Consider the following 26,208-nt stretch of genomic DNA (forward strand, 5'->3'; position numbering starts at 1 on the left):
CGACCTTCTATCTCGTGATCCATCAGCGATACGCCTTCGTGAGCCGTCGCGATCAGCGTATGCGTTCGTTCGCTTCGCTGTTCGCCCACATGACACGATCGCGGGTCACGGCACTCAGGCTCTTTCTCGACAATGCAGGGCTTGCGAAGCCCCCTAGTGAGGAAATGTTAAAGGCGGCGCGCGGTGCGGCAAATGAGCTGGAGGCCATCAACGACAGCTTGCTCAAGATCGCCTATTCCGAGCGCGACCCGCGTTCCGCACCATTGGGCCAGATTCTGCGAAATGTCGCCAAGGCTCGCAAAGGGCTCGTGAAGCTGGAAATTGTCGTTGAGACCGTCAATCTTCCGGTACCCGAAACGCAATTCCAATTGCTGGTCAACGAGCTCATCCAGAACGCCGAAACGGCCGTCAACGGCCGTTTAAACCCCAAGATCGTCGTCCGCACCGACCTCAAACGCCGACGCATTCTCGGCGGCACGGATCTGTTGCTCGAGGTCGAAGACAATGGTGCGGGCATGACCCCAGAAATCATGGAAAAAGCTACTGTCCCCTTCTTTTCGACCAAGGCCGGAAACCATGTCGGCCTCGGCCTAACCGCTTGTGCACAGATGGTTGCTACCCTCAAAGGCAAGCTCACTATCGACAGCAAGCCCGACGCAGGTACCGTCGTTAAAGTCCGTGTGCCGGTTCAGCCAGCCGCGGTGACGGGCGAGAACTCCTAACCCGTGCCATCGAACGGTGCGGCTGTTTCCATAACCCTCACCATCTCCCCATCTTCCAGCCGCAACCGCGTCGCAATCAGGAACGCAGCGATGTAGACCAGCTTCCCGATCGATTCCTCATATTCGACTGGCTGGTACTCCATCACCTCGCGTCGCGCCGTGGCCTCTTCTGTCGCGACGGCCGACACCGCGATCGCATAGGCAACATCGCTAACGACGCCGGCCGCCCGCCGCCGGTCCCACTCCATCAAGGCATCACTCGCAGCTCTTTGCGCCGCCATATGGCGTTCCGTCACATCGGCAAGACGCAACCCTGTGCCGCTAATCCTCGCTTCGATCATCGCCGCACCAGCTCCCTTAAAAAGCGGCCGCACCCTCTTTTTTCCTTCCGAATGGAAGGCAGGGCAGGCCTCCTCCTGCCCCTGCCTGTCCGGCGAGGACCGGGAGAACGGGGGACAAGCTGAAAACCGGAAGGGGGATCGCCCACCCGAAGGGCGGGCCGGAGTCCGCGGAGCGGATTCCGGCCGGTGCTGCAGGCCGTAGGCCGAAGCATGGGGAAAGCCGGTTTTCTGCTTGTGGGGGAGAGAGGGCAGAGCCCTTTCTTCCCTCTCAGTGACTTGAATGTGGTTGAAAAATTTCGATCAGGTGCACGAGGGGCAAACGTGCGACTGCTTACATTTGGTAATTTCTTGTCACTGTGGCGCGCTTCTTCTCATGCCGATTCTGTCGCCAACGATAAATATGGCGACCTATTCGACTTTGTATGGTCTAGGTTGCATTTCCGCCGACTGTTGCACGCGAGCCGCCTTTTGAACGTTGATGCTCCGCCCAAACGCGTTTGACCTGGCTTTCGCTGCATCCTGCGAGTCTAGCGGTGCGAGCGATGCTGTTTCCGCCCGTTCTCAGGGCGACGATTCTTTCGTGTGTCGCCGCATCCGCCTGTCTGCCGGCGTATTTGCCGTTGGTCCTTGCTCGATCGATGCCCTGGCGCTGGCGCTCACGCCGATCCTCGAAATCGTCGCGAGCGACCTGCAGGGCGAGTTTCAGCAACATCTCTTGCACCGACTCAAGGACGATCTTCGCGACACCCTCAGCGTCGGCCGCGATATCGCTCAGATCGACAATGCCGGGCACGGCAAGCCGTGCGCCCTTCGCGCGGATCGTGGCAACGAGCTTTTCGGCTTCTGGCAACGGCAGGCGGCTAATGCGGTCGATCTTCTCCGCAATGACGACCTCGTCCGGCTGGAGGTCAGAGATGAGGCGCAGCAGCTCCGGCCGATCGGCGCGAGCACCCGACGCCTTTTCGCGGTAGACGCCGGCGATGTAATATCCGGCCGCTTTGGCTTGGCCTACCATCGCCTCTTGGCGAGCCAGGTCCTGTTCTTCGGTGCTGACCCGCAAATAGATACGCGCGACGCGCAAACCGGGGATCTCTCGCTATTCATGCCTTACCCGCGACGTGCTCGTCTTCGTATTCCAGCACGCGCGCTGCTTCGGGAATCAGGGCCAGCCACTGCGGGCCGACGCGCTCGATCGCCTCGGCGAGCGTGTAGTTCATTTCGCCCAGCCAGTCGGGCCGGTTGAGCACCAGGGCGGCGGCCAACTTCTCGCCGGTGGACAAGACTCCAAACCCGCCGTGCTTGGCGTCGCGAGCTTTGGTGATGATGTGCTGCAATTCGCGGTCGGTCACGGATCGTCCCCTCTGGCCAATTTGAGTATACCTCAATGCGCGTAGCTTACGGGCCTAGCTCATTAATTGAAAGAGCGAGTCTATTTGGCCATGCGCCAAAAGACCACCCATTTGGGCCGGCGTTGTGGATTTTCTGACGCCAGGGGATGATTAGATCAGGCTGCAGCTCCAAGAAAGGGTCAGCGCTGCCCTACAGGCACGGCCAACGACAGATTCGGCAGCAGAAGGTAGATTCTTCAGGATAAGTCACAAAGCCCCCAATTTGCGAGTTGGACTTCGTCGGTTGCGATCTTCCCGTGCGCCGGAAGCCGTGACGAGTTTTCTAAATGTGCGCTGGCCAAAGCCTTCGCAAAGGGGAGCTGCCGGCAGGTCACACGCCTCTATCGCTACCAGAAGATTCCCGAAGAGCGTTGATGGCTTCGCGGATCGGGATGGTGCCTCGCGTGCAGCTAACCTGGACGCGGCGCGCCTAGCCGCACTAATAATTCCAGTAAATTGCCGGGTAAGATGCTCGTGCGGAACCGCTATTTGCGAAAACGCGCATCTGTTATTCGCACTCACGCGCAAACCCGCTGACTTCCCAAAGAATCCACTTGGCGATTTGATGAGTTCTTCCTACAACTAGGAATATGGATGGGGGGCGCAATCTGCTAGACGCTGTCGGACCGGCGCTTTACGGCGCGCGGTGGCAGAGTCCGCTTGCGCGCGATCTTGGCGTCACAGACCGGACTATGCGGAACTGGGTCGCGCAAAAGCACGAGGTTCCGGACCACGTTCCCCGTCAGCTTCATCGTCTGCTGCTCGAGCGCGGCAGCGCAGTACAATCCACGATTGCGCTCGTCGAGCGCCACCTCCACAGGGCCGAATGATGCTTCAGACGATTGTAGACGCGTGCGAGTTCAAGCAGGACGCGCTGGAATACGCTCTATCCAAGCAGGTTGAGGATCTCGGCGACCTCGCCGAACACAGTGAGGCCGACGCTCGCAACTTTTTTGAGAGAACCTACGTTACCGACGGCATGGCGCAATTGCTCAGGCATGGTCTGCGGCGCCTGTCTGGAGGCAATGACCAAGCCACCTTCGAGCTGCGCCAGGCGATGGGTGGCGGTAAGACGCACTCCATGCTGGCGCTGGGCTACCTTGCGGCGCACCCGAGCGTTACCGGCGCAGTCAGCGCACGCATCACGGAAGGCTTCACGCCGCGACCGGCCAAGGTCGTCGTGATAAGCGGCCGCAATATTGACCACGATAAATTCCTGTGGGGGTCTATTGCCGAGCAGCTAGCCAAGGGCGATGAGTTCGCACGCTTTTGGAGCAACGGGGCTCGTGCGCCCAACGAAGGCGATTGGATCAACCTGATCGGCGACGCGCCCGTCCTGATCTTGATCGACGAACTCCCTCCTTATCTTGATAAGGCGGTCACCATCACAGTCGGGTCCGGCACGCTTGGGGACGTCACGTCGGCGGCGATCTCCAACCTCTTGTCAGCAGCAATAAAGCTTCCCCGCGTCTGCATTGTGCTGTCGACGCTCGTCGGCCAGTACAAGTCAAGCGCCGAGCTTTCGCGCATTATGTCCCAGATTACCAACGAGGCGCGCCGGCAGGCGAAGCCGATCACCCCCGTCGAGCTTGGCTCCGACGAAATCTATCATATTCTTCGCAAGCGCCTTTTGGCGCGCGAGCCCGCGCCCGCCGTCATAGAGAGTGTCGCCGACGCCTACGGGCGTGTGCTCGCGGACGCGGTGCGATCAAAAACGCTGGAGCGCGCGGCAGAGAAGATCGCGGACGAGGTCGCAGCCACCTATCCCTTCCATCCGAGCCTCAAAACCGTGGTCGCGACCTTTAAGGACAACGAGGGCTTCCGGCAGACGCGCGGCCTCATGACGATCGCTGCGCTCATGATCCGCTCTGTCCAGAAGCGGAAGACAAACGACGTGTATCTGATCGGTCCGCAGCACCTAGACCTTGCCGACCGTGGCATCCGAGACATGGTAAACAATATCTACGACCTGGACGCGGCTATTACCGTTGATGTGGTAGATACCGGGTCGAGTGACGCACACGCCGAGCTGATCGACGCTGATGCTGGGAATGATGCCGCCAGCCAGGCCGCCCGGTTGATCCTGATGGCATCGCTCGCCGAGTCCTCGGACGCGGTAAAGGGACTTCAGCCCGCGGACATTCTCTCTTTTTTGGTAGCTCCGCTGCGCGAAGAGAACGACTTCGTCGCCGCACTCGAGAATCTAACTTCCAAGTGTTGGTATCTGCATAAGCGAGACAATGGTTCATGGTACTTTTCGAAGAACGAAAACCTAACCAAGAAGATCGAGAACATGGCGCGCAACGCGCCGCCTCACAAAATCGAGCAAGACCTCGCCCGCAGGCTTGAGGAGATATTCACCGCCCGCCGTCGGACTGCCTACACACGTGTGCTCGCCATGCCAAAAATGGACGAGATTAATACCCGCGGCGACCGCGCTCTGATCGTCCTCTCGCCTGACGCGAAGATGCCGCCGGATAAGGCGCGCAAACTCTTCGAGCTCACCAAGGACAGGAACAATTTTGGCATCGTCAGCGGTGAGGGGTTGGACCTCGCCTCCGTTGAGGAGAAGCTCAGGATCGCCTATGCAATTGCTCGCGTCCTTGACCAGGAAGGCCCCGGAAGTCCGAATAGGCCTGACCTCGAGAATCGTGCATCGGATGCCGAGCTTGACGTCTATCAGACCATCGCTTCTACACTGAACAAGATCTGGTATCCAGGACGCGACTCCAGCGGCGAATGCCTGCTCGGCGCCACCTTGAAGCTAGACAATTTCCGCCTCAATGGAGCCGCCGGCTACGATGGCGAGACCGCGGTAGAAAATGCCCTTACTGCCACTGGCAGTAAGAAGCTCGTGACCGACATCGAAATGAATTACGAGATGCTCGTCGAGCGTGCCGAAGATATACTTTGGCCGCCGCACACCCGCACGACGCTTTGGGGCGACATTCAAGACAGGGCGATGAGTAACGTCCGGTGGCTCTGGTTGCCCCGAACTGGCCTCGAGGAGCTACGCCGCCTCGCGATCTCGCGGCAACGCTGGCGGGGCACCGACACCGGCAGCATCGAGAAAGGGCCGTTTCCCAAGGAGAAGACCAGCGTCGGCGTCATTGAGGCGGCCTACGACGAGCAGACCGGAATCGCCACGATCAACGTGCTGGCGAAGAATGCTGGGCGACGCGGTCGCATCTACTGGTCGACCTCTCCAGACGTCTCCACGTCCTCGCAACGTCTGGATGAGCCGAGGTTTGAGACCGCAGAGATGCGCATCTACTTCCTGGCAGTGGACCCCGAGGGCGATCACGAGACCGGCGGAGCCTTCGCCTGGACGAACAAGCTTAATCTCACCCATAATCCCAAGCCGGCGGGTACGGGCTACGAGGTGACGCTATCGGTCGTCCCATCCGGAGAGATCCGATGGAACACGGACGCCACCGTCGCGAGAGAGGGCAAACTCTATGGTGGGCCGATCCGTCTTGATGGGGAAAAGGACGTTGTCATCTACGCCTATGCTGAGGCCGCCGGTGTCAGCACGACGAAGGAGTTCAAGATCCCGCGTCGCGAGGGCGATGGGGCGAAGATCGACCGCGAACGACCGGCGCGAGCCAAAAAAGCAGTGCAAGTCACGACAACGGACAAGGTTTTCGCTGTCATAACCAAGGGCAAGGAGGCCCGCGTCCGCTTCCGCAACGTGCTGGTCACGGTCGGCTCAGGAAGCAGGAATGTCAGCACGCACTTTGGCTCGGAGGTTGACGTCACCGCCGAGGCAATTGAGCGCATCACCAAATACGCGCGGACAGAACTCGGAGATGACAACGCGGACGTGACAATCAGTTGGAAGAGTGCCGACGTCGACCGTGCGGCCGACCTCGACGATCTCATGGCAGCCATCAGTGAAACGCTCACCATAGGCGAAATCGAACAGAGCTGAGAGAATCCGGACAGGATGGCCCGCACAAGGAATAGAGATGTCAAGCAGACCCACTGCCGGATTCGGCGTGCCGGAGAATGAAATCGATCCGCAACACTTCATCGTGCGGATCAGCCCATCTGGGCGCGAGCTGGTTACCGTCATCGAAGACTACGGCATCTCCGGCCCCAAGTTTGACTCCGAGGAGAACGGGCCAGTCGACCAAGTACTACGCTGCCGGGTGGACCCGCGACGTTGGAGGATGGTCGCTACACCGCTCAGAAACGCATTCAACGAACGTCTGAAGAGCCGAAAATTGCGGTCGGGTCGGTGGGAGGCCGGCGATAACCGGGTTCACCGCTTGCTCGGACGCGAGATGTGCGTGCTGCTTTGGGCGATCGATGAGTGCGACGAGAGCTTGGTTCCGGCGGCGGTGAATGCCTGGACAGGTCTGCGTCCAGAGGAACGCTGGTGGCTCTATGCGATGGCTGCCCACAATTCGGGCAAGGCCGACGAATATAACCGGGGTTGGCGCAAGGCGATCCGCTACGGACTTACAGAAGGTGCGGCGCTGCCGGACGCGTACCGGCCGACGCTGCTGGAAGGGCTCTGATGACAGTGACGACACTCGATAGGCGCGAGATCAAGGTGCGCACGCTGGCCGATGCCCCGGCTTTGATCGAACGGCTTTGGCCGGCTCAGAAGCTCTCCGCCGAAGCGAAAAAGGAACGCAAAGCAGGATCAGGTCAGACCCTTACGGCGCTGGGCTCGTACTGGAAGGGTCGCAAGCCGCTTGTGCTTGTCCGCGCCTGCATTTTGGGTAGCCTGCTTCCTGCTACAGACAATCCGGAAGCAGACCTCAGGATTTTCGAGCGTCTCATGGCCATGGATGACCTCGCGTTCGGAATTCGCGACAACCGCACGAGCGTCCCGCAACTTGCGACGCTCGCTTTGAAGCAAGGTGTTCTTAAGGATCAGTTTGTCTGCAAAGACGGCTCGGCGATTCTCGCTGAACAGTCGGCTGCGGCATCGGAATTGTTACAGGATCACCAGTTCAGCGAACGGCTCCGGACAGCGATATGGAACCCCAAGATCACTGCAAAAGAGCGGATCCATATCAAGGCGATGCTGCTTTCCGCGGTGCCATACGAGGAGCGAGTGTCGCGATCGCTTCGACCCGAGGAGCTCGGCAGAGAGGACTACGCCGATATCTGGCGAGAAGTAAACGAGCATCTTGGCACTAGCGCCAATAGCCATGCCGAGCTCGTTGAGCAGCTTGGCATCATGCGCTTTGGACGTAAGCCGAAGATTGCCGACACTTTCTCGGGTGGTGGTTCAATCCCGTTCGAGGCCGCAAGGATGGGCTGCGATGTACATGCCTCAGACCTTAACCCTATCGCTTGCATGCTGACTTGGGGAGCGCTCAACATTATCGGCGCTTCGGCGGCCGGTCATGCCGAGATGAAGGCGACGCAAGCCGCGCTATCATCGCGTGTCGATCGCGAGATCACGATGCTCGCTATCGAGCACGACGAAGTCGGCAATCGCGCTAAGGCCTTTCTCTATTGTCTGGAGACGCGGTGCCCTTCATCCGGCTGGATGGTACCACTACTGCCGTCCCGGATCATCAGCAAGACGAGGAGTGTTGTAGTTCATCTTGTCCCCGATCGCGAGAACCGTCGCTACGAGATTGAAGTCGTGGACGGTGTAAGCACTGCTCAGATGAAGGCAGCGGAAACAGGCACGCTCGTGGATGGATATCTGGTCCATAGCGTAGATGGGGAACTGCATCGCACATCCATCAAATCGATTCGAGGTGACCATCGGGCACCTGATGGATCCAGCAAGAACCAGCTACGCCAGTGGGAAAAGGCAGACTTCATTCCTCGCGGCGACGATATTTTCCAAGAACGTCTCTACTGCATCCAGTGGATCATCGCCAAGACGGTCGGAAAACAGCGCTATGAGACCTTCTTTTCCTCAGTCAATGACTCCGATCTACTTCGCGAGAAGAAGGTGCAGTCGATCGTCCGCGAGAACCTGGCGAAATGGCAAGAGGCAGGATGGGCTCCCGATATGCCGATCCTCGACGGCCGCGAGACTGAAGGTCCGATCAGGACCATGGGCTGGACCTACTGGCATCACTTTTTCAATCCACGACAGCTTCACATGCTGTCCTGCTTTCGACGTTTTGCGGATCCCGATGCACCGCACGAGGCCCTGCTGCTAGCCAAGCTCGCTGACCGCATGGCGCGTAACACACGTTGGGACGCTTCCGGCGAAAAGAGCCAAACTGTTTTCGATACGCAGGGCCTCAAGACGTTCTTTAACTACTCTTGCCGTGCCTTTCCCTATCTTCGGGACTTGGCCGAAGACCTCCCAAATCGTCATGCCCTTACCGGCCACGCCACGATCGAAACGCACCCGGCCGACGATGTTAGGGAGGTCGCGGATATCTTTATCACTGACCCGCCCTACGCGGATGCGGTGCACTACCACGAGATCACAGAGTTCTTCATCTCTTGGCTTAGGCGCAATCCGCCATCGCCATTCGACCAGTGGACGTGGGACTCCAGACGTCCACTCGCGATTAAGGGCGAAGGAGAAGATTTCCGCCGGGAGATGGTGGCCGCCTACGGGGCTATGGCAAATCACATGCCGGACAATGGCCTTCAGGTCGTTATGTTCACTCATCAGTCGGGTTCAGTCTGGGCAGATCTCGCACAGATATTCTGGGGGGCGGGGCTGCAAGTCCAGGCTGCGTGGTACATCGCCACTGAAACGACAAGCGAGCTCAGGAAAGGCGGCTACGTCCAGGGGACGGTGATTTTGGTACTGCGCAAGCGGCGTGGGTCAGTTTCCGGATACGAGGACGAAATTGTCCAAGACGTCCGAGCCGAGGTTGCACACCAGATAGACACACTCGTTGGCCTCAACCAGTCGCTGAAGGGCAACGGGCGCGTGGAGAACCTGTTCGAGGATGCCGACCTTCAGATGGCGGGCTATGCGGCCGCGCTACGTGTCCTAACCGGCTATACCAAGATCGACGGCCGCGACATGACGGTCGAGGCGGTGCGCCAGCGGCGAAAGGGCGAGGTAGGTGTCGTCGATCGGATGATCGAATACGCCGTCAGCGTCGCAAATGAGCATATGGTTCCCGATGGGATCAGTGCGCGCTTGTGGCAGCAGCTCAAAGGCCCTGAGCGCTTCTATCTCAAGATGGTGGGACTCGAAGCCGGAGGACACTCGAAGTTGGATAACTATCAGAATTTCCAACGCGCCTTCCGTGTGTCCGACTACAATCCCTTCATGGGCAATGTAAGACCGAATTCGGCTCGCCTAAAGCGTGCCATCGAGTTCGGGCCCCGCGCGGGTTTTGACATTCCCGACTTTGGTGACGGCGCGATTAGGGCCGTGCTGTTCGGTGTAGACGCGTTGGTTAGGGAGGTGGAACCGGAGATTGTTCTTGCACAGCTTCAGGACATCATGCCCGACTACTTTAGGCGTCGACAGGACATGATCGAGGTCGCCGAGTATTTTGTCACGAAGCGAGGACGGGACGACGATGAGGGGCGTCATGCAGGTGTTCTTGCTAACCTCCTCAGGAATGAGCGGCTCTGACATCCATGGAGGAAAACCCTTTCCGTTCCAGCTGCACCCAGTTTGCTGATGGCGGCGGTCTATCGCGCTTCTCTTCTCGGCACGGCCGCCTTTCTCGCACGTACCTCGCCGACCGGCTTAGAGGTGCGCGGACATACGACCGCATCGCGGGTTATTTCCGGTCATCTATCTTCGAGATAGTTGGCGAGGAAATTGAGGCTATCGAAAAGGTTCGTATTGTCGCAAATGCGGATCTCGATGCCGAGGATGTTGAGGCGGCTCAGAAGGTTCGCGACGCCAAACTGTTCCAACGCTTCACCGACGACGACATCGTCGTGGATGCGACAGTGCATCGCGGGCGCTATGCCAAGCTATACGAACTTCTGAGCGCCGGCAAAGTTGAGATACGAGTTGTGCCCAGGACGGTCGCCCCTTTCCTCCATGGCAAGGCTGGCGTCGTCAGAGGTGATAGCGGGGCCGTCGCTTTCATAGGATCAATCAATGAGACGCGGGCCGCGTGGGAACACAATTACGAGCTCGTTTGGGAAGACTCCTCGCCGGAAGGCGTCGAATGGGTGCAGGCCGAGTTCGATGAGTTGTGGGCGCAGGGAAAGCCGTTGCCCGAGGCGATCATTCGTGAGGTTGGCCGACTTGCGGAACGACGCGAGGTCGAAATCGTAGAATTTGCCACGAACCCAGCATTAGTGGCGCCCGCAGCTCTGGTCGAATCCCCGATCTATCGCGACGGCGAATCCCTTCAGCCTTGGCAACGCGCTTTCGTCTCTCAGTTCCTCGCGCATAGAGACACATATGAAAAGGTGCGGGCGCTGTTGGCCGACGAGGTCGGTGTGGGAAAAACGTTGTCGCTCGCGGTTTCCGCCCTGATCTCGGTGCTGCTTGGCGACGGTCCTGTCTTGATCCTTGTTCCTTCCACGCTCACGGAGCAGTGGCAAATCGAGCTGCTCGATCGCCTCGGAATGCCGGTCGCCCGATGGCACAGCACCAAAAAGTGTTGGATCGACCCAGCCGGCCGTACGATCAAGGGCGCAGGAGCGTCGGATGTAGCCCGCTGCCCGTATGCCATTGGGATTGTCTCAACAGGCCTCATCGTCCACGGGATGGACCGCCATGGCAGCCCGAAAGCAGGATCGGAGGCGGAGCACCTCCTTCGGCGGAAGTTCGGCATGGTCATTCTGGATGAGGCCCACAAGGCACGTGGGTCCGAGCCCATTGGATCTACCGCTAGGACGCCGAACAATCTGCTAACGTTCATTGAGCGCATAGCGACGCGGACACGGCATTTATTGCTCTCTACTGCCACACCGATCCAGACGAGCGAGAAGGATCTTTGGGACCTGCTCGAAGCACTTAACCAAGGCGCGGAGTTCGTTCTAGGGACATCGTTCTCCCATTGGCGGCGTCCCGACGTGGTTCTTCCCTACCTCAAAGGCGACAGGCAGGTCGCCGACCTTCGAGAGGGATGGCAGCTCCTCACAAATCCGCTGCCGCCGGTTGCGGATGATGATCTCATCGCGGACATCCGCGATGCGCTCGAAATGAAGCCGGGTGAGTGGGCGACAACGAAATTCGCGTCCGACATCTCTAATCCCGTGGTCACAGCGAAGGCAGACATGGAACTCACGGGGTTGCGGGAGGGGCTCGGTTATTTCCAGCGCGATAATCCGCTTCTGCGACATGTTGTTCTCCGGAAGCGGCGCGACCTTGAAAAGTTGGGGCTGTTGCCAAGCCTTCCCGTCGAAATTCACCCAAACCGGGACGTCCCGCCGCCAGACCATCTGTTCAGGGAACTCAGCCTATTCACGTCCGATGCGTTTGACACCGCGTACCAGGCCGTGAACGCTTTCACAAAGGCCTATGCGAAACGCGACAAGCCGGCTGGCTTCATGAAGACTCTACTATTGCAACGTCTCTGTTCGAGCCAAGCCGCGGGAATCGCGACGGCCCTTGCCCTGATGGGCGAGGGCGAACTTGATGACGATGTTCAGGAGGAAATGGAGGGTGAAGCGTTTGACGCATTAGCGGATGAGCGGCGACACCTGCGCACGATGATTGAGGCGCTCCAAGGCAGCGACGACCCCAAGCTGCGAGCTGTTCAATATTTCCTGGACGAGTACCGGTCAGCCTCTCGTTCATGGCGCGAGATGGGATCGATTATTTTCAGCCAATACTACGATACATCGGCGTGGATCGCGGAATCGCTGAGCAGGGCTTATCCTGAGCAGGTTATTGCCCTCTATGCAGGTTCGGGAAAGTCCCGCCTTTTAGTCGACGGCAATGCGACTTCGATCGGCCGCGCGCAAATCAAGAAGCTTGTCGCGAACCGAGATATCAAACTCGTGGTCGCAACAGACGCTGCGAGCGAGGGACTGAATCTCCAGACATTGGGCACGCTCATAAACGTCGACTTGCCGTGGAATCCATCCCGCCTCGAGCAGCGTATTGGACGCATCAAGCGCTTTGGTCAGACACGTACACGGGTCGACATGGCAAACCTAAGTTACGCGGGCACCATCGACGAGAAGGTGTACCGCGTGCTTTCGGAGCGAATGAAGGTATCTAGCGACATTCTAGGTACTCTGCCGGAGACGATCGACGCCGATTGGATCGAGGACATCGAGACGCTGGAAAAACGACTTCGCGACTACACCGTGCCGCGCAAGCGCTTCGACCCGTTCGAATCCAAGTATGCGGCTGGTCTCAACAAGGACGATCAGCGCTGGGATGAAGCGAGCGCGGTGTTTGCGCGCAGCGACATCGAACGGATCCTCTCGACCGGCTGGCCCACCAAACGTGGATAGTCGTGAGATGATCGGTTAGTCGAGGCGCCGAAGACGTCTTGTTGCCGAGCCTCGCGCGCCTGAGACAGCTGCTTGACCGGCTTGCGCGAGAATGCCGTTGGAGGCAATCAAACTGAGCGTATGTCAGACGATCCGTTCGCCAATCCGCTAGTCGACCGCAAGCCGGCGGACTCTACGAACATTTTGTAAACGGCGGGCTGCACGAAGTTGGGCAGGCAGGGGGCGTTTTGCGCTCGGCAAAGAGACGGTCTGGTATTGCTTCGAGCATCGCGAAGACCGGGAACTCTCATCGGCTTGTCTTTCTTACAGAAACTCGTCAACCGACCGGTCTTCGCGAATTCCCTTGAATGACGGATGCCGGAGCTGATGATCCTCGGTCCAGCCGCGATACTCGACGTCGACCACAATCTCCGGCCGCGTCCACACCGCACCCTTCACCTTCAAACCGGGAATTGGAGGCTTATCCATTCGAATGGCATTGAGCCGGCGCTTTACTTCCGGCCCAGTTCGCGCATTGAAGCCGGTGCCAACGCCGCCGGCGAAGACCAGATTTCCTTCCTCGACATTCGCCAGAAGTACGCTTCCCAGCCCGCCATAACTGTTGCCGGGCTCGTAGCCGATGACGATGAACTCATCACTCAGCACGCATTTTGTCTTCACCCATTCCTGGCGCCGGCCGGATCGATATGGACTGATGCGCAGCTTGGAGACGATGCCCTCGAAACCGAACTGGCAGACTTTTGCGAGAATGTCGCTGTCGCCGCTGATTTCGTCGCTCAAAACGATGCCGTTTGGCGGCGCCTCACCTAGCAGATCAGCTAGCGCTTCACGCCGATCGACGAGTGGCAAATCGCAAAGATCCTCCCCGTTGACCTTGAGCAGGTCGAAGACGGCAAGCATGATGTCCTGACGTCTCCCGCCGCGGCCAAGCGCCCGCTGAAGACTAGAAAAGTGCGACAAGCCCTTGTCGTCGGCGACGAACGCCTCACCGTCTATTATCGCGTCCGTGGCGTCGAGTTCGGCCACCGCCGAGACGATGGTTGGAAACCTGACGGTCCAGTCGTGGAGGTTGCGGGTAAGGATTTTGACCTTGCCTCTATCGAGATAGACGCCGATCCGATAGCCGTCCCATTTGATCTCATGCAGCCAGTTAGGGCCTTGCGGGACGCGATCAACCAGGGTCGGCAGTAGCGGCGGGATCACTCCGGCCGGCACGCTCGGCCGGTCACGGGCGCTGGTAGCTCGACGCGCCCATTTCATAAAGCCTTCCGATCCCGTGATCTGGTGGTCTTGGACTGCGCTTTCCCCCTCTCGATCTTGACGATCTGTGGCGAGTTTCCGGGGATGGTTCCGGGATGGCCGAAAAGCGAGAAGATCACGCGGCCGTTTCCCATACCATCAACCCATCGACCTTAATGGTAAGACGATCGCTCGGTTCGATTTTGGGAGGCGGCATCAGTGTATCGAGCAAGTAATACCGGCAAACATCGAGCCGGTGCGGTTGAACAAGCGAATTGCCCCCAATGTCTCACGATCATCCATGGTGTCGCCCCAGCAGTTAGCGATCGACTGGACTTCCCAGCCGTTGCCGTGCTTCGTCCTGGCAACGGCAAGCTCGCGCCGGACGGGCGTCATCGAGGCAAATGACCGCGGTCTCGCTCATGTCGAGAGAATATTACAGCGGTCAAATTTGTTCCAGCACCTTGAACGCAATAGGCAGTGGCCGGAGTCTCCTCTCTCAGAATGACGGAGAGGGGGTGTCGCCGGCTTTCAGTGATGAGTTCTCGTATTCTCCGACCAGTGCGTCGCCGGCGAGCCGGGATCCAGATACCGGCCGATCGATCGTAGATAGGCAACGATTTCCAGCATGAGGAAATCGCGATCGCCGTAAGTCTCCTCGATCTTCTTTACCTTCGGCATGACAACTTCCTGTTCTGCCGGCGACAGGTCGACGTCCCCGAGCACATATCCGTGATGGCCGATGGCGCAGATGTCGCAGCCTGCCTTGATGATCGCATCAACAAACGCCGGAACCTCGCTCGCCTTCATGAGCCGCTTGTTACTTGCCGCCATGAACGTCACTCCCGTTTGCACCATGAACAGCAGAAGTGAATAAGGGCGCGGCTGGCGCCGCGCCGTCATAGCCGTTGCCACCTTCGTCAGTCTCCTTTGTCTTCAGGTGGTGAAGAAAGCTCAGAATGGCTTGAAGCGTGAGCCCGTCGAAATTCGCCAGCTTTTCAACGATCGCCATACGAGTTTCCGCTTCGGCCTGGTCTGCACCCCAAAGATGCGGTGCGACAGGGTACAGGATCTCCACCGGTGAAATGCTCAGCACTTCGCAGATGTGAAGGAGCCGGCCGACAGTCAGCCGCGAAACCGCGTTTTCGTAGCTATTATAAACCTGGTCGCTGAGCCCGAGCATCGGCGCCAGCTTCGATCGCGGGATTTTCCGTCGGTCGCGAGCGTTGCGAAGGCTGGTGCTGATCTTTTTTTCGATTTCTGCGCTTAATTCCAGTTCGCCGAAGCTGGTCTTCCGATAGACCGGCTTGTCAATTTGCGGATCGTCGATCTGCTGTAAACCGAGGTGAGAAATCCATTCTTCGAAAGAAGGTCCTGCCATTGCTCCTGCCAAGAGTGACGTTGATCTTCGGAGTTCGTTCGAATCAATGTAACCGAATTGGTAGACTGGATGCTCCTAGAAATCTCGTGATCGTGGCAGAATTTATGGGCGCGTCGCTTCGCGAAACCGCTCTATGCCTTCGGCACGGAGCCTTGCCTACAGCCAGTCTCCGCCCATCCGGGTGACGATCGGACGCGCGGCCGCTACGCGGCAAGAACGCCGTCATCAGTACACCAAATTGGGATATCGCCCGTTTACAGAACGGCCCGAAATCAGCATAGTGCGCCGGCTCGGGCAATACGAGTTGGTGATGGTAAGTCGCTAGCCCTTCTTGCCACTCACCGCGGGAGCCGTCCTGGCGCTAGCCAGTGACGGCTCCTTTCATTTGCGAGTGACGGCCGCGATCGCGGCCGACTTTGTCGCCTCAGAGAGGGAAAGAGGGCTCTGCCCTCTCTCCCTCGCAAGGAAAAAAACGGTCTCCCCGTCCTTCCTCCGCGCGACCAAGTCCGCGCTCCGTGCAGGATCGACGCGGATCCGCTTAGGCGGATCATGCGTCGCCCCTTCGGCTTCGCCTCGGGCGGGCGAACCCCCTCCGTTTTTTCCCTTGCCTCCCTCTCTCCCGCTGCTCCGCGCGAGCTCGGGAGCAGGAGCGGGGCTCCTGCCCCTTCGGGCACGAGACCGCTTCGCGGAGAAGGAAAGGGCTAGACCATGAAACAGACTGCTTACTTACTGGACCCCGAAACCACGATCTTTCGGGCCGTCGAGCTTCCGGCCGGAATCAGCTTCAAACCCATCTATGACCTGATCGGGTGCCGCTTGATCGAGGTCGTGCGCTTTGATGAACGGCATTCCCTGTTCGCTGACGAGGAAGGCTTGCACGACGGCTTAACCGCCTTCACCATCTTTGAAGGATACCCGCAGCCGCTGGCCGGCAGACTCGTTCTCGTCGGCGGTGACGGAAGCGAACCCTACCACTCTCCCCTGATAAGCCTTGAAGACGCTTCGGCGCATTTCAAGTGCTGCCGTCCGGTACTGGACCCGGTGTTTGCGACCCACGACGAGATGACGGCGGGAGGGCTGATCATCTCCGGCGCATTGATGGGCTTGCAGGTCAGGATTGACCGCCTTGCCCCGACCTTTGTTGAAGGAGAGGCATGATGAAAATCGCTATCGTGGAAAACCGAAGCCTCGCCATCGTGACAGGAACCTTCACCGCAAATATTGCAGCGAAGGACATCGAACACCAGTTCGACGCACTGACCCACTTTCCAGACCGGCGCGCGAACGCCGAGCTTGACGAGCTGGCCCACCGACTGAACGAGTTTGCGGGCTACGTCGCGGAGCTGTGGGAGAAGGCGAGCGCACCGAACCCGGAGCCGGAGATCGAGGCTTTCACCCGCCGCCACGTCGAGTTGACGCGGCGCTATTGGGCGGCGGAAGGCCGCTGCATGAACTGGTTTATCACTGGACCAGCCCGCTTTCCCGTTGCCCGCAACGAAAAGCGGATGAAGATTTCCGATGCCCGGCACGCCGATCTTGCCGCGCATTCAGCAGCGGCCCGGAAAGCGGTGAAGCGGAAAGCCTTTCCCCACGGCGCAGATGACGAGCCGATCCGCTCGGGCGATCCATCAGCGTTGCAACGGATTATGGCGAAGATCGAGGACCTGGCCTTGTCGATCGACAAAATGAAGGCCGCGAACTCCATTATCAGGCGCATGGAAAAAGACGGCGCCGACGACGCAGACATGGTTGCGGCGATCGTCGCCCGGACCGGCCTTTCGGCAGAAGTGGCGGCACGCGGCGTCGTGCTGGCCGACTGGCAATGGAAACGCGGATTCGACACGGCGGGCAACCGTGCAGAAATCCGCCGCCTGCAAGGGCGGTTGAAATCTCTGGCTCGGATGCATGAGCGCGGAACGCAAAGCCAAGAGGTCGAGACACAGGCCGGAGCCGTCGAGATCAAGGAGAATGCGAACATGGCGCGCATTCAGATGATCTTTCCCGGCAAGCCCGACGAGGCGACGCGGCGGGCGCTCAAGGCCAATGGCTTCCGCTGGTCGCCGTCGCAAGGCGCGTGGCAGCGGCACTTGAACGAGGCGGGGAGATGGGCCGCCGAACGGGTGATGAAGGCGATCAGCGCCGAAGGTGCCGCATGAGTGCGGCCCCTTTCGGGCGTCCTGCCCGCCGCCATGTCACCGTGTTCGACACACCGTCGAATCTCGGCGGCAGCTTCACCGTCTCGATTGTCGAGACGCTGGCCGAAAACGCGGTGAAGGTACGTGTCTGGTATGGGCGCGCCACCGCCCAAGGCTGGGAGGCGTGGAAGGATTGGGACGGCTACACGTTCCAGACCGAGCGGGACGCACTCAGCAATGAACGGACAATGCCGCTCTTTCGGGCGGATCGATTCTGATAGGAATGGTGGCGCTCGCGCGCCACCATTCTTGCTTTTCTTACGTGAATTACGTATTGTAGGTACTTCAAAAGGAAGTACGGCGATGAAGCAATTCACATTCTCGGACATGAATCGCGTGTCAGGCGAAATCCTCGAAACGGCATTGATCGAGCCGGTGGCCCTGACCAAGCGCGGCAAGGAAAAGCTCGTCATCCTGTCCGCTGCTCAGTACCACCAGCTCGTCGGCCAGCCGCATTCGGTCGCCTATACGCTCGAGGACGCACCGGATGAAGTCCACAATGAACTCATGACTGGACTGGATGCAATAATTTCCGGCGACAAGCCCGATGCTTAAAGCCGGCGATCTGCTCCGATATTATTACCTATGGGCGCGGGAAGCAGACGCCGGCGAGGAATCCGGACGCAAGGCGAGGCCGGTTTGCATCGTTGTCCGGACGCCAGCAACGCCCGCAGCCTTGTTTCTTTTTCCGCTAACTTCGCAAAAACCCGACCGGTCGCGCCCGCATCTAGCCATCAGCGAAATCGAATGCCGCCGCGGCGGCCTCGACTATCCGTCATGGCTGATCCTGGACGAATATAACCGGGTGCAGGTCGATGAAGCCTATGATCTGGTGACGACGACGCCGATCGGCGCGTTCAGTCCCGCATTTGTCCGCAAGATTGCTGGCGTGATCAAAGAGACGGCGGCGCAGCGTCGATTGCGCGGCATCGTTCGCAAATAGCCGGACTGATTTTCCTGGCAGGCCTCCGGTTCCTTACCCGCATCGAGCGGGCAAGGACCGGATCGAGGGGCGCCCCTCCGCCCCTCCCCTCGCACTCCCCTCCCCGACCACGGCCGCCGCTCCGTTTCACGATACGGGGTCACTTCAGCCTGTCGGCATTGTCGGCAAGTCGAACGCCGTAGCCAGGTCTTGGACCACTCCAGCGAGAAGGCGGCGGAGAACCGGCCTGCGGCCGGTTGGCGATTTGCCGATTGATGATGCTGATAGGCGGCCGGGCTACGAAGGCCGCGCTATCCGGCAGCTCCAAAGTGGCAGTTCGCAATCTTTATGCTGCGCACGATACGGCAGGCCCTGCCCCGGCGCGCAACCTAAAGGGTTCTCCTCTGCGCTTCGCTCCGTTGCGACCGCTGACGCGGTGCACTTGGCAGTTCCAGCCGAATTCGAGCTTCGCGATTGCGCACAACCACTTTGGAGGATCTACCTCATGAAAACGCTCGTAACCTTCTGCCAGAAGACCGGCCGCCGCCTTCGTCAGTACATCAATCGGCAAATCGCCAAGCTGTCCCATAAGGGCGGTCAGCTTAAAATCTCCGTCGCTTTCTCGCTTCCTTTCCTCGCCAAGGTCGAGGTCAGCTATCAGTTGCAGTTCGACGTAATGGCCGACAACGACAACAAGCAGAAGTGACCGACGGCGCCGCGCCCTGCCAGGCAGGGCACGGCTTCCTTACGGCTGAAGTGCGCAGCGAAGACGAGCAGGACGGCGATTGACGATGACATGAAGGGTTCGGCTTGACTCTTTTGTTCTTATTTTGTTCACTGTGGCATGCGCACGAAAGAGAGGTCCCCGATGTACAAGGAAACTCCCCTGACAGTGGCTGAGGAAGTTGCCCTGCAGCATGCGGCCGAAAAGCTGATTGCACTCCACGGCGGCGACATGCTGAAAGCTCTCAAGGCCGCGATGCTCCACAACGGTTATCTCGAAGGCCAGATCGAACAGATCGCCGAAGCAGTTCCGGGGCTCATCAATATCCACTACGACGGCCCTATGGCTTCGAACTAGGCGGCCTGATGCATGCCGAGAAATTATCCGACCAGGATGACGATCTGGAGCGCGACGTCGACGCCGTCATCGTCTCCTGTGACGGCGACGCGAGAGCCGCGGTTCGCGCCCTGATCGTGCAGGTCGCCTACTTGGAGCGCGAGGTTCAATATTTTCGGGTCGCGGTCTCCTCAGGCTTCAGCCGGCAGTGGCATCACAAGAGATGGGAGATCGAAACTGATGCCGGGTCGGAGGATGGGTGAGCTATCTTACTCAGCGATCGACCGCGCCTACCCATATCAGGTGGCGCTGCCAGACGACATTTGCTGCATGCATAACCTGACCCTGATCATGGAATTTTGCGGGAAACGCGGTCTCATCCATCTGACGCGACACGTCACGGCAATGTGGCCGAATGGCAAGCAGGAGCACTATCGCCTCCACTGCTTTGCCGATCTTGCATCCGCGGAGCCCTTCAAGGATCATTTCGGCGGTGTGATGTTCGATCCGAAGCGCGATCGCGAGAATGGTCGGGCACGAGGTGCATGGCACCGGAAGGATGAATACAAGAGGATTCTGGAAAGCGGCCCCTTAAGAGTGCCGGAAATCTTACGGGATTAGATCATGTGCGGTCGTTACACTCGATATCTGACCTGGTCCGAAATTAGCCGGCTTTACCGGCTTACCACGGACTGGGAGCGGCAGCGCAACGACGCGCCGGCCTACAATATCGCGCCCACTGAGGAAGTTGTTTTCGTTACCGCCAGTGAGGACGGCAACCACAAACTCCGCGAGGGCCGATGGTGGCTCGTGCCCTGGTGGGCGAAGGAGATGCCGAAGGGCTCAATGTTCAACGCACGTTCGGAGACGGCCGACACATCCGGCGCCTTCAAGGATGCATTCAAATCGAAACGCTGTTTGATCCCGGCGGATGGCTTCTACGAATGGACGCAGAGCCCTGCCGACAAAGGGCGTGACCCCTGGTACATCTTTCTGCCAGATCACCGGCCATTCTCGTTCGCCGGACTGTGGGCCCACAATGATAAACTCGGCATCACCAGCTGCACGATTCTGACCGCCCCAGCCCAAGATCCGATGGTCAGTCTGCACGACCGGCAACCGGTGATCCTCGCTCCCGAGGTCTACGATGCATGGCTCGATCCAAGGACGCCCGGCGGCGAGGCCAAAGCTCTGCTTTCGCACGACCTTGACGGCCAACTTCAATTCTATCGCGTCGACCGCCAGGTGAATTCGAGCAAGAACAAAGGCGGCGACGAGATGATCACGCCAATCGACATGCGAACCGCGTATGGGATCTGACAGATGAGCGACGATCCTTCATCCCAGCCGGTGCCGGCGTCGCGCGCGATAGGGATCTACGAACACTATTGCGAGCATCCGGGATGCACGAAATGGGGCGGCTGGGGTTTTCCGCGCGGGAAACAGACGATTTGGTTTTGCCGGGAACATCGCGAGACGGGGAGAACTGAGGCCGGCTCAAATTGAGCGATAGAATCGACAGAAGCGCAGAGGGTTTCGCCGCTAGGCCAGGCCGCCGACGAATCCACTCAGCTCGTCGAGCCGCACCATCGAGAGCCGCACCGCGCCGCGACAGCCGCGTGCCCTGCACACGGTTTCGCGCTCCAGCTCGTCGATGTAGAGAAATTCACGTTCCGGGGACGTGCAGACGATCGCCCGCGAGAGATAGTGGACGTGGCCGCATTTTTTGCAGCGCACTTCCAGCTTTTGATTGTCGGCAAGGTCACCGACGCGAATGTTTCGCTTCCAGCTTTTCACCAGAAATCCTCCGCTGAAGGAATGCGCGTATAGCTGATCTTGCCGCCAACATGGCCGCCCGCCGGCGGCCGCCACTGGCCGAGGCTGACGACCGTGCTGGCATAGCGCGTATTCAGATTGTCGATCGCCTTGCTGGCGTTTTCCCAACGCCGTCGCTGGCAATCGTCATTGAGCAGCAAATCGAGCTGGCGTTCATGTGATGGCGACAAATCGTAGAGCGTGACGCCAATCCGAAAAATCATCAGGCCGCGCGGGTGGTCCTTCCCTACCTGGTCCCACAGTTCCGAAAGCGCCGACAGTATGGCCTGATCGTCGTTGACGACCGGCAAATGGCGCTTTCCCATCCAAGTCCCGTCTCGGATCGACAGCCAGAGCCACAAGCCCCCCGCATAGAAGTTTTCTCGCCTCAGCCGCCGCGCCGCCTTGATCAGCAGCAGGCGCGAGATTTCGCGCGCGCCACGGATCGTCCGCGACTCCGGCGGCAGCACGCGGCCATGTCCGAACATGCCACGGCTCGAGGCGGGTGCTTGGATGTCATAACCGTGCAGGGCGTACCAAAGGCGCTCTCCGGTAACATTGCCCCAAAGCTTGCGCATATGCTTCGCCTGGACATTGTAAAGCTGTTCCGTCGTGAAGATGCCGGCACGATAGAGCCGCTTTGCCATGTTGCCGCCGACACCTGGAATCTCTTCCATTGTTACGGCGTGCAGCGCAGCCGGAAGGTCTTCGGGCCGCCAGATCGTCAGCCCGTCGCCATATCGGCCGCCATCGCGCTTGCCAGCCTTGCAGGCAATTTTCGCGAGCTGCCGGTTGGCAGCAAACCCGATCGTGCACGTGATCCATGGTCCGACATTTTCGGCGATCGTCGCTTTGATCTTGGCCGCCAGGGTGAGCGGGTCAGATCGGCCCGCCTCGTCGAGGCGGCACGTCAGCTCATCGATCGACTTCGCCGTGTCGATCGGAATGACCGTTTCAATTTCCGATAAGAGTGCATTATGTGCCCGGCGATACAAATCCGGCTTTTGCGGAACCAGAACGAGCTCCGGGCAAAGCCGCTTCGCCTCGTTGATGGGCATGACATTCTTGACGCCATAAGCTTTCGCTTCGCGGCTGCATGCGATCACGGCCGTTCTATCCGTTCCCTCGAAGGGAACAACACCGACCGGCCGACCGCGCAGGCGTCGGTCGCACTGCTGTTCGACCGACGCGAAAAAGCCGTCGAAATCCAAATAGAGCCGTTCGATGGTTTCCGGCTTGCGCATGGTTGCTCCTGTCGCAGGAACAGAAGCAGAACACCCGCCGCCGGTTCCCCGTCAAGAGGAATTTTTTCTTATGCGCAATTTGTCTGACGCGCTCCCTTCAGCATCCATGAACTGCAGGCCGTGTTCAGTCAGGCCGAGAGACGTGCGGCTCCCCGCCGTCAAAACGGGATGCTGGACCGCCGCAAGCTTATGATCGAGCAAAATCCGGACACGGCGCCACGGCAAATCGAGTTCTTCGCCGCAAGCGATTAACTCCATGTCAGCCAGGGCATTGCGCCGTTGATCATCCGTCATAGGCGGCGCTGCATGCCAGTCTATCGAGCTCATTTCGTTCTCCAGACCTGATTTTTCACCCGCTTTCCTACCTGAGATATTCCGCGCCGGACAGCAAAAGTGGGGTGAAATCCGACGCTTGGTGCCCGAAACGAAATGCCGCTCTCGACCCCCTCGCCGACCCCCTGAAGGGAGGTCAAAGGATAGTCATGACCCTGAGACCTGGTCATACGCGCGGGAAATGACAGCTTTGCGCCTAATGTCAGTCGTTGAGATCAGCTTCGGCGGTTCCTGAAAGCGGGACATCATGGAGAGAGCAGACGGCTACTATGCGCGCGCGCTGCTGGCGGACACAACATGCTCATATTATGAGGCACACTAGAGGTTTTGGTGGACTTTATGTAGCTGGGGCCTCTTGTGGTGGGGTTGTCAACAATTGTCGCAACCGGGATGACTGCGATCCCCTCCTCTCATGAAGGCTACCTTGCGTCATGAGTTGATCGCGGCGACTATCCATCTAGCGAGATTCGGCCTGAGATTGCACAATATGAGACCACGATCTGGAAACAGCCTATGAATAACTGGTTCACGAGAAAGCCCGCGCCTGTAAAAAAGACCCCACTTGATCATTTCCTTGATTTTCTCGATGAGTATGAGGAATCCGGGAATGATAAGCAGATCTACGCGATGAGTATCTGGGGCTTATTTGACTCATTCGGTAAAATATTTGGTACTCTAAAGATGTACCAAGTTGCCGACGATGCAAAGAAGAAGAAATATATAACGACGATGGCAAATCGTGCTATTGAATTATTGGAATCAGAAGAGAAAAATTCTGATATAATCAGCGCTTGTTATCGTAGCATTGTTAACTATCTCACCGCAATTGAAGGAAAAGACCTGTCTTCTATGGAGGGACGACTGCAGCAAGCGAGCGCAGAGCTCTTCGATATGGTTGCCTACGGCGGGAAACGTATGACCGAAATAGGACAAATGGAACAGGCAGCTTCGGATTTCCTCTCCAATCGCAAAGTCGAAGACGGTTTCAGGATTGGTGGGATCTCACTTGATAAGCATCCGGACTCCCCTATGGAACTACTGGAGCTAGCCCAAAAGCTTGCCCCAGTCATTGCTCAACGAGTTCGTTACGACCAGGATTTTTATTGGTTCCTTATTGAGCAGTACGACCGACTGCACGGACAATCAGAATATTTTGACGGCCTGCTCAGTCAGGTGGGATTGCAAGAGATCGAGTACGCTGGGATGAGATCCGAGGACTCGTATGTTAAGAAACCAAACCCCGGCGTTACTTTTTTTCAAAAGGAAATCGTCCCACCCCTTTCTACAGTCGTTGACAAAGAGGGTGTGGTCTATGCGTCAATCGTCATTTTTGTGAGCTTCTGCGAAATATATAAGAAGAATGTGACCGAGGTCCGGAGAAAGTACGCCACGCACTACCACAATAACTGTGTGTCGCAGAGCAGCTTCGATTCTGCAGATCGATGGGTCAAAGTGCTAGACTCCATTTGATCGATCCTCAGCGTGTCCGGACGCTTCATGCCTCCCAGACATCATCGGCCGCCGGCGGACGTATTCAAACAGGTGTCCCGGACTGTTACCTGCCCAGGTTCCCAACGGGAACATTCATACTCCTCGCGAGCGCCTCGGCTTGCTCCTGCTTCATCCAGGTCGGCGGGATATATGCCCCCTTAGTTTCCCGGCACAGCTTCACCATGCGATGGATGTCGACAATGTATCCGTCAGAACGCCTCAGCTTCGGCTTCATCAGACTTGGCGAAAACCAAAATTCCGAGACTTTCATAACATTGATGGGGGTCTCCGAGACATACCAATCCATCGGATCGTCGCCGGCTGCGATCGCGGTCTCGTTGAGTTCCCTGCCTTCTCCTGTCGCGTAACCCGCATGCTCCGACCACGGGATGACAGGAATGTCACCAACCGGGAAGCCGATCGCGAGGCGGTTCATAGCCATTGCGTTCGCCTGCTCCACGGCGAGGGTGATTTCTTTCTTCACGCCAGTCTTCTTGTCGACCCCAAACATAGTCGATGCAACGAGGCAATTTGGGATATCGATCCGTCTTGTAAACCACGCAACAGGCGGGAAATCCTTCATTGCCCGTCGGGCTAGGGCATCGGTCTTGATCTCGCCCAGCCTGGGATGGAACACGCCTTCCGACTTACCCTCGACTTGGATCACGCCTGACATCCAGATCAGATTCGTGCGAAGCGTGCTGGTGTGATGGTAAACCGTCGGAACCGCAGTCTCCCGCCTTCTCTTCGCTTCACCCATTCTCGCCTCCGCATGTGTATATCGGGTGGAATTCGCCGCGATACACTATTTCATTTCTCCGACTCACCGCATGGTACCTAACAGGAGAAATCAATGTGGGTTGCAGTTAGACAGCGGTTCAAGAGATTCGTAGACGAGCTTAGCTTGACTGACGATCAATTCAACGATGGTTGGACGAAACACATCAATATCGGCCGGACCCTCGAACGAGCCTACTACGGAACCAATGGAGAGTTTCCCCCGGCCTTCATGGTCGGCTCTTGGGGCAAGCAGACTCAGGTCCGCCCTCCCCGCGATCTTGATGCCTTTTTTGTCATGCCGCAGCACGAAAAAGCCCGGTTTGACGCGCGGGCCGGAAACGTGCAGTCGGCATTGCTACAGGAAGTTAAGGAGGCGCTGCGCGTCACGTATCCCAACACCGAAATGAGAGGTGACGGCCAAGTCGTGGCGATAGCGTTCAACACGATCACGGTGGAAGTCCTGCCAGTGTTCGCAACTGAATACCGCCAATATTGGATGCCAGACACCCACGACGGCGGCAGTTGGAAGGTCGTCGACCCGTTTGCTCAAATCGGCGCAATCGAAACGGCAGACAAGGCCATGAACGGCAATGTCCGAGCGCTGTCGAAAATGATGAAGCTGTGGAAGCGGGAAAGGAATGTTCCGCTCAAATCGTTCGTCATCGAACTTCTGATCGCGGAGTTCCTGCCTGCGCGGGGGTATGGTGGTGAAAGCACCTTCTGGTACGACTATTACGTCCGGGATTTTCTCTCCTTCCTCATCTCGAAGGCGAACGCCGTCATAACGATACCAGGAACCTTCGAGCCGTATTTCCTTGGCAGCGAGTGGCTTCCTAAAGCAATCGCTGCCAGAGACATTGCGCTCGCCGCATGCCACTGGGAATACAGCGACTTCACTGTTTCAGCGGGGCAAGAATGGCAAAAAATCTTCGGCCCACGGATAGCGGTCCACGTGACCTAGACACCCG

At 58.5% G+C, this 26,208-nt stretch carries 28 protein-coding genes; 18 read left to right on the forward strand and 10 right to left on the reverse strand.

The window, feature by feature from the left end; all coding sequences use genetic code 11:
• The coding region (locus CIT25_RS02790) for an ATP-binding protein (protein WP_167391028.1) at positions 1-722 on the forward strand (722 nt) is incomplete at its 5' end.
• Here the strand turns inward: CIT25_RS02790 and CIT25_RS02795 are convergent.
• From CIT25_RS02795 to CIT25_RS02805, 3 genes are all read right to left on the reverse strand, one after another.
• A complete protein-coding gene (locus CIT25_RS02795) occupies positions 719-1,063 on the reverse strand; it encodes a hypothetical protein (RefSeq protein WP_095483053.1) in 345 nt (114 codons plus the stop codon). The genes CIT25_RS02790 and CIT25_RS02795 overlap by 4 nt on opposite strands.
• Before the next feature lie 427 nt (positions 1,064-1,490).
• The gene (locus CIT25_RS02800; protein WP_095483054.1) at positions 1,491-2,144 is read right to left on the reverse strand and encodes a recombinase family protein; all 654 of its coding nucleotides are present in this window, start codon (positions 2,142-2,144) and stop codon (positions 1,491-1,493) included.
• Between the two features lie 19 nt (positions 2,145-2,163).
• Positions 2,164-2,412 (reverse strand): hypothetical protein, encoded by a 249-nt coding sequence (locus CIT25_RS02805; protein WP_095483055.1) that lies wholly within the window; start codon positions 2,410-2,412, stop codon positions 2,164-2,166.
• 868 nt (positions 2,413-3,280) lie between these two features.
• On the opposite strand from CIT25_RS02805, the gene CIT25_RS02815 reads away from it, so the two are divergent.
• From CIT25_RS02815 to CIT25_RS02830, 4 genes are read left to right on the forward strand one after another with little or no spacing between them, the layout of a single operon-like run.
• Positions 3,281-6,382 (forward strand): anti-phage-associated DUF499 domain-containing protein, encoded by a 3,102-nt coding sequence (locus CIT25_RS02815; RefSeq protein WP_158302499.1) that lies wholly within the window; start codon positions 3,281-3,283, stop codon positions 6,380-6,382.
• A gap of 37 nt (positions 6,383-6,419) precedes the next feature.
• A complete protein-coding gene (locus tag CIT25_RS02820; protein WP_095483058.1) occupies positions 6,420-6,974 on the forward strand; it encodes a DUF3780 domain-containing protein in 555 nt (184 codons plus the stop codon).
• On the forward strand, positions 6,974-9,982 hold the full coding sequence (locus tag CIT25_RS02825) for an anti-phage-associated DUF1156 domain-containing protein (RefSeq protein ID WP_095483059.1): 3,009 nt from the start codon (positions 6,974-6,976) through the stop codon (positions 9,980-9,982). The genes CIT25_RS02820 and CIT25_RS02825 overlap by 1 nt, the downstream gene beginning before the upstream one ends.
• 5 nt (positions 9,983-9,987) lie before the next feature.
• On the forward strand, positions 9,988-12,780 hold the full coding sequence (locus tag CIT25_RS02830) for a phospholipase D-like domain-containing anti-phage protein (RefSeq protein ID WP_095483060.1): 2,793 nt from the start codon (positions 9,988-9,990) through the stop codon (positions 12,778-12,780).
• Between the two features lie 303 nt (positions 12,781-13,083).
• Here CIT25_RS02830 and ligD read toward each other — a convergent pair whose 3' ends face one another.
• From ligD to CIT25_RS02850, 3 genes are all read right to left on the reverse strand, one after another.
• A complete protein-coding gene (ligD, locus tag CIT25_RS02835; RefSeq protein WP_095483061.1) occupies positions 13,084-14,040 on the reverse strand; it encodes a non-homologous end-joining DNA ligase in 957 nt (318 codons plus the stop codon).
• A gap of 510 nt (positions 14,041-14,550) precedes the next feature.
• Positions 14,551-14,853, reverse strand: coding sequence for a hypothetical protein (locus tag CIT25_RS02845; RefSeq protein ID WP_095483063.1), 303 nt, complete (start codon positions 14,851-14,853; stop codon positions 14,551-14,553).
• Positions 14,840-15,400 carry a helix-turn-helix domain-containing protein gene (locus tag CIT25_RS02850; RefSeq protein ID WP_095483064.1) on the reverse strand — a complete coding sequence of 187 codons (561 nt, stop codon included), beginning with the start codon at positions 15,398-15,400 and terminating at the stop codon, positions 14,840-14,842. The genes CIT25_RS02845 and CIT25_RS02850 overlap by 14 nt, the downstream gene beginning before the upstream one ends.
• A gap of 708 nt (positions 15,401-16,108) precedes the next feature.
• Here CIT25_RS02850 and CIT25_RS02860 point away from each other — a divergent pair.
• The 11 genes from CIT25_RS02860 (at position 16,109) to CIT25_RS38390 (ending at position 21,083) form a co-directional block, all read left to right on the forward strand.
• A complete protein-coding gene (locus CIT25_RS02860) occupies positions 16,109-16,558 on the forward strand; it encodes a DUF3846 domain-containing protein (protein WP_095483065.1) in 450 nt (149 codons plus the stop codon).
• Entirely contained in the window at positions 16,558-17,556 is a 999-nt protein-coding gene (locus CIT25_RS02865; RefSeq protein ID WP_245329746.1) for a hypothetical protein, read from the forward strand. Before CIT25_RS02860 ends, CIT25_RS02865 begins: the two co-directional genes overlap by 1 nt.
• On the forward strand, positions 17,553-17,813 hold the full coding sequence (locus tag CIT25_RS02870; protein WP_095483067.1) for a hypothetical protein: 261 nt from the start codon (positions 17,553-17,555) through the stop codon (positions 17,811-17,813). Before CIT25_RS02865 ends, CIT25_RS02870 begins: the two co-directional genes overlap by 4 nt.
• Before the next feature lie 85 nt (positions 17,814-17,898).
• Positions 17,899-18,150, forward strand: a complete 252-nt coding sequence (locus tag CIT25_RS02875) for a type II toxin-antitoxin system Phd/YefM family antitoxin (protein WP_095483068.1) — start codon at positions 17,899-17,901, stop codon at positions 18,148-18,150.
• The gene (locus CIT25_RS02880; RefSeq protein WP_023802398.1) at positions 18,143-18,538 is read left to right on the forward strand and encodes a hypothetical protein; all 396 of its coding nucleotides are present in this window, start codon (positions 18,143-18,145) and stop codon (positions 18,536-18,538) included. The genes CIT25_RS02875 and CIT25_RS02880 overlap by 8 nt, the downstream gene beginning before the upstream one ends.
• Positions 18,539-19,022: 484 nt before the next feature.
• On the forward strand, positions 19,023-19,223 hold the full coding sequence (locus CIT25_RS02885) for a hypothetical protein (RefSeq protein ID WP_095483069.1): 201 nt from the start codon (positions 19,023-19,025) through the stop codon (positions 19,221-19,223).
• A 162-nt stretch (positions 19,224-19,385) separates the two neighbouring features.
• Positions 19,386-19,598 (forward strand): hypothetical protein, encoded by a 213-nt coding sequence (locus tag CIT25_RS02890; protein ID WP_095483070.1) that lies wholly within the window; start codon positions 19,386-19,388, stop codon positions 19,596-19,598.
• Positions 19,599-19,606: 8 nt separating this feature from the next.
• Positions 19,607-19,840 carry a hypothetical protein gene (locus CIT25_RS02895; protein WP_095483071.1) on the forward strand — a complete coding sequence of 78 codons (234 nt, stop codon included), beginning with the start codon at positions 19,607-19,609 and terminating at the stop codon, positions 19,838-19,840.
• Complete coding sequence (locus CIT25_RS02900; RefSeq protein ID WP_095483072.1) at positions 19,833-20,198, forward strand: hypothetical protein; 366 nt, start codon at positions 19,833-19,835, stop codon at positions 20,196-20,198. Before CIT25_RS02895 ends, CIT25_RS02900 begins: the two co-directional genes overlap by 8 nt.
• Positions 20,199-20,201: 3 nt before the next feature.
• Positions 20,202-20,897: an SOS response-associated peptidase gene (locus CIT25_RS02905; protein ID WP_095483073.1), complete on the forward strand. Its 696-nt coding sequence runs from the start codon at positions 20,202-20,204 to the stop codon at positions 20,895-20,897.
• Between the two features lie 3 nt (positions 20,898-20,900).
• Positions 20,901-21,083 (forward strand): hypothetical protein, encoded by a 183-nt coding sequence (locus CIT25_RS38390; RefSeq protein WP_095483074.1) that lies wholly within the window; start codon positions 20,901-20,903, stop codon positions 21,081-21,083.
• Between the two features lie 36 nt (positions 21,084-21,119).
• Here CIT25_RS38390 and CIT25_RS02915 read toward each other — a convergent pair whose 3' ends face one another.
• The 3 genes from CIT25_RS02915 to CIT25_RS02925 are packed head-to-tail and all read right to left on the reverse strand — an operon-like array spanning position 21,120 to position 22,963.
• Positions 21,120-21,374, reverse strand: coding sequence for a hypothetical protein (locus tag CIT25_RS02915; protein WP_095483075.1), 255 nt, complete (start codon positions 21,372-21,374; stop codon positions 21,120-21,122).
• On the reverse strand, positions 21,371-22,636 hold the full coding sequence (locus CIT25_RS02920) for a Y-family DNA polymerase (protein WP_095483076.1): 1,266 nt from the start codon (positions 22,634-22,636) through the stop codon (positions 21,371-21,373). Before CIT25_RS02920 ends, CIT25_RS02915 begins: the two co-directional genes overlap by 4 nt.
• Positions 22,637-22,687: 51 nt before the next feature.
• On the reverse strand, positions 22,688-22,963 hold the full coding sequence (locus CIT25_RS02925) for a hypothetical protein (protein WP_095483077.1): 276 nt from the start codon (positions 22,961-22,963) through the stop codon (positions 22,688-22,690).
• A gap of 519 nt (positions 22,964-23,482) precedes the next feature.
• Between CIT25_RS02925 and CIT25_RS02930 the strand changes: the two genes are divergently transcribed.
• Positions 23,483-24,439, forward strand: a complete 957-nt coding sequence (locus tag CIT25_RS02930) for a hypothetical protein (RefSeq protein ID WP_095483078.1) — start codon at positions 23,483-23,485, stop codon at positions 24,437-24,439.
• Between the two features lie 85 nt (positions 24,440-24,524).
• Here the strand turns inward: CIT25_RS02930 and CIT25_RS02935 are convergent, their stop codons facing one another.
• On the reverse strand, positions 24,525-25,220 hold the full coding sequence (locus CIT25_RS02935; protein ID WP_095483079.1) for a hypothetical protein: 696 nt from the start codon (positions 25,218-25,220) through the stop codon (positions 24,525-24,527).
• Between the two features lie 93 nt (positions 25,221-25,313).
• Here CIT25_RS02935 and CIT25_RS02940 point away from each other — a divergent pair, with 93 nt between their 5' ends.
• Complete coding sequence (locus CIT25_RS02940; protein WP_095483080.1) at positions 25,314-26,201, forward strand: SMODS domain-containing nucleotidyltransferase; 888 nt, start codon at positions 25,314-25,316, stop codon at positions 26,199-26,201.
• Positions 26,202-26,208: the final 7 nt, after the last annotated feature.

Origin of the sequence: Mesorhizobium mediterraneum, from assembly GCF_002284565.1 — a bacterium.
Classification (GTDB): Bacteria; Pseudomonadota; Alphaproteobacteria; order Rhizobiales; family Rhizobiaceae; genus Mesorhizobium; species Mesorhizobium mediterraneum.

Excerpts from the sequence above, each read along its gene's own strand:
- ligD (WP_095483061.1), bottom strand. The coding sequence starts at position 14,040 with ATGAAATGGGCGCGTCGAGCTACCAGCGCCCGTGACCGGCCGAGCGTG.
- CIT25_RS02830 (WP_095483060.1), top strand. The coding sequence starts at position 9,988 with ATGGAGGAAAACCCTTTCCGTTCCAGCTGCACCCAGTTTGCTGATGGC.
- CIT25_RS02860 (WP_095483065.1), top strand. The coding sequence starts at position 16,109 with ATGAAACAGACTGCTTACTTACTGGACCCCGAAACCACGATCTTTCGG.
- CIT25_RS02865 (WP_245329746.1), top strand. The coding sequence starts at position 16,558 with ATGAAAATCGCTATCGTGGAAAACCGAAGCCTCGCCATCGTGACAGGA.
- CIT25_RS02795 (WP_095483053.1), bottom strand. The coding sequence starts at position 1,063 with ATGATCGAAGCGAGGATTAGCGGCACAGGGTTGCGTCTTGCCGATGTG.
- CIT25_RS02905 (WP_095483073.1), top strand. The coding sequence starts at position 20,202 with ATGTGCGGTCGTTACACTCGATATCTGACCTGGTCCGAAATTAGCCGG.
- CIT25_RS02885 (WP_095483069.1), top strand. The coding sequence starts at position 19,023 with ATGAAAACGCTCGTAACCTTCTGCCAGAAGACCGGCCGCCGCCTTCGT.
- CIT25_RS38390 (WP_095483074.1), top strand. The coding sequence starts at position 20,901 with ATGAGCGACGATCCTTCATCCCAGCCGGTGCCGGCGTCGCGCGCGATA.
- CIT25_RS02880 (WP_023802398.1), top strand. The coding sequence starts at position 18,143 with ATGCTTAAAGCCGGCGATCTGCTCCGATATTATTACCTATGGGCGCGG.
- CIT25_RS02870 (WP_095483067.1), top strand. The coding sequence starts at position 17,553 with ATGAGTGCGGCCCCTTTCGGGCGTCCTGCCCGCCGCCATGTCACCGTG.
- CIT25_RS02820 (WP_095483058.1), top strand. The coding sequence starts at position 6,420 with ATGTCAAGCAGACCCACTGCCGGATTCGGCGTGCCGGAGAATGAAATC.
- CIT25_RS02930 (WP_095483078.1), top strand. The coding sequence starts at position 23,483 with ATGAATAACTGGTTCACGAGAAAGCCCGCGCCTGTAAAAAAGACCCCA.
- CIT25_RS02920 (WP_095483076.1), bottom strand. The coding sequence starts at position 22,636 with ATGCGCAAGCCGGAAACCATCGAACGGCTCTATTTGGATTTCGACGGC.
- CIT25_RS02850 (WP_095483064.1), bottom strand. The coding sequence starts at position 15,400 with ATGGCAGGACCTTCTTTCGAAGAATGGATTTCTCACCTCGGTTTACAG.
- CIT25_RS02935 (WP_095483079.1), bottom strand. The coding sequence starts at position 25,220 with ATGGGTGAAGCGAAGAGAAGGCGGGAGACTGCGGTTCCGACGGTTTAC.
- CIT25_RS02825 (WP_095483059.1), top strand. The coding sequence starts at position 6,974 with ATGACAGTGACGACACTCGATAGGCGCGAGATCAAGGTGCGCACGCTG.
- CIT25_RS02940 (WP_095483080.1), top strand. The coding sequence starts at position 25,314 with ATGTGGGTTGCAGTTAGACAGCGGTTCAAGAGATTCGTAGACGAGCTT.
- CIT25_RS02925 (WP_095483077.1), bottom strand. The coding sequence starts at position 22,963 with ATGAGCTCGATAGACTGGCATGCAGCGCCGCCTATGACGGATGATCAA.
- CIT25_RS02900 (WP_095483072.1), top strand. The coding sequence starts at position 19,833 with ATGGGTGAGCTATCTTACTCAGCGATCGACCGCGCCTACCCATATCAG.
- CIT25_RS02875 (WP_095483068.1), top strand. The coding sequence starts at position 17,899 with ATGAAGCAATTCACATTCTCGGACATGAATCGCGTGTCAGGCGAAATC.
- CIT25_RS02845 (WP_095483063.1), bottom strand. The coding sequence starts at position 14,853 with ATGGCGGCAAGTAACAAGCGGCTCATGAAGGCGAGCGAGGTTCCGGCG.
- CIT25_RS02890 (WP_095483070.1), top strand. The coding sequence starts at position 19,386 with ATGTACAAGGAAACTCCCCTGACAGTGGCTGAGGAAGTTGCCCTGCAG.
- CIT25_RS02815 (WP_158302499.1), top strand. The coding sequence starts at position 3,281 with ATGCTTCAGACGATTGTAGACGCGTGCGAGTTCAAGCAGGACGCGCTG.
- CIT25_RS02895 (WP_095483071.1), top strand. The coding sequence starts at position 19,607 with ATGCATGCCGAGAAATTATCCGACCAGGATGACGATCTGGAGCGCGAC.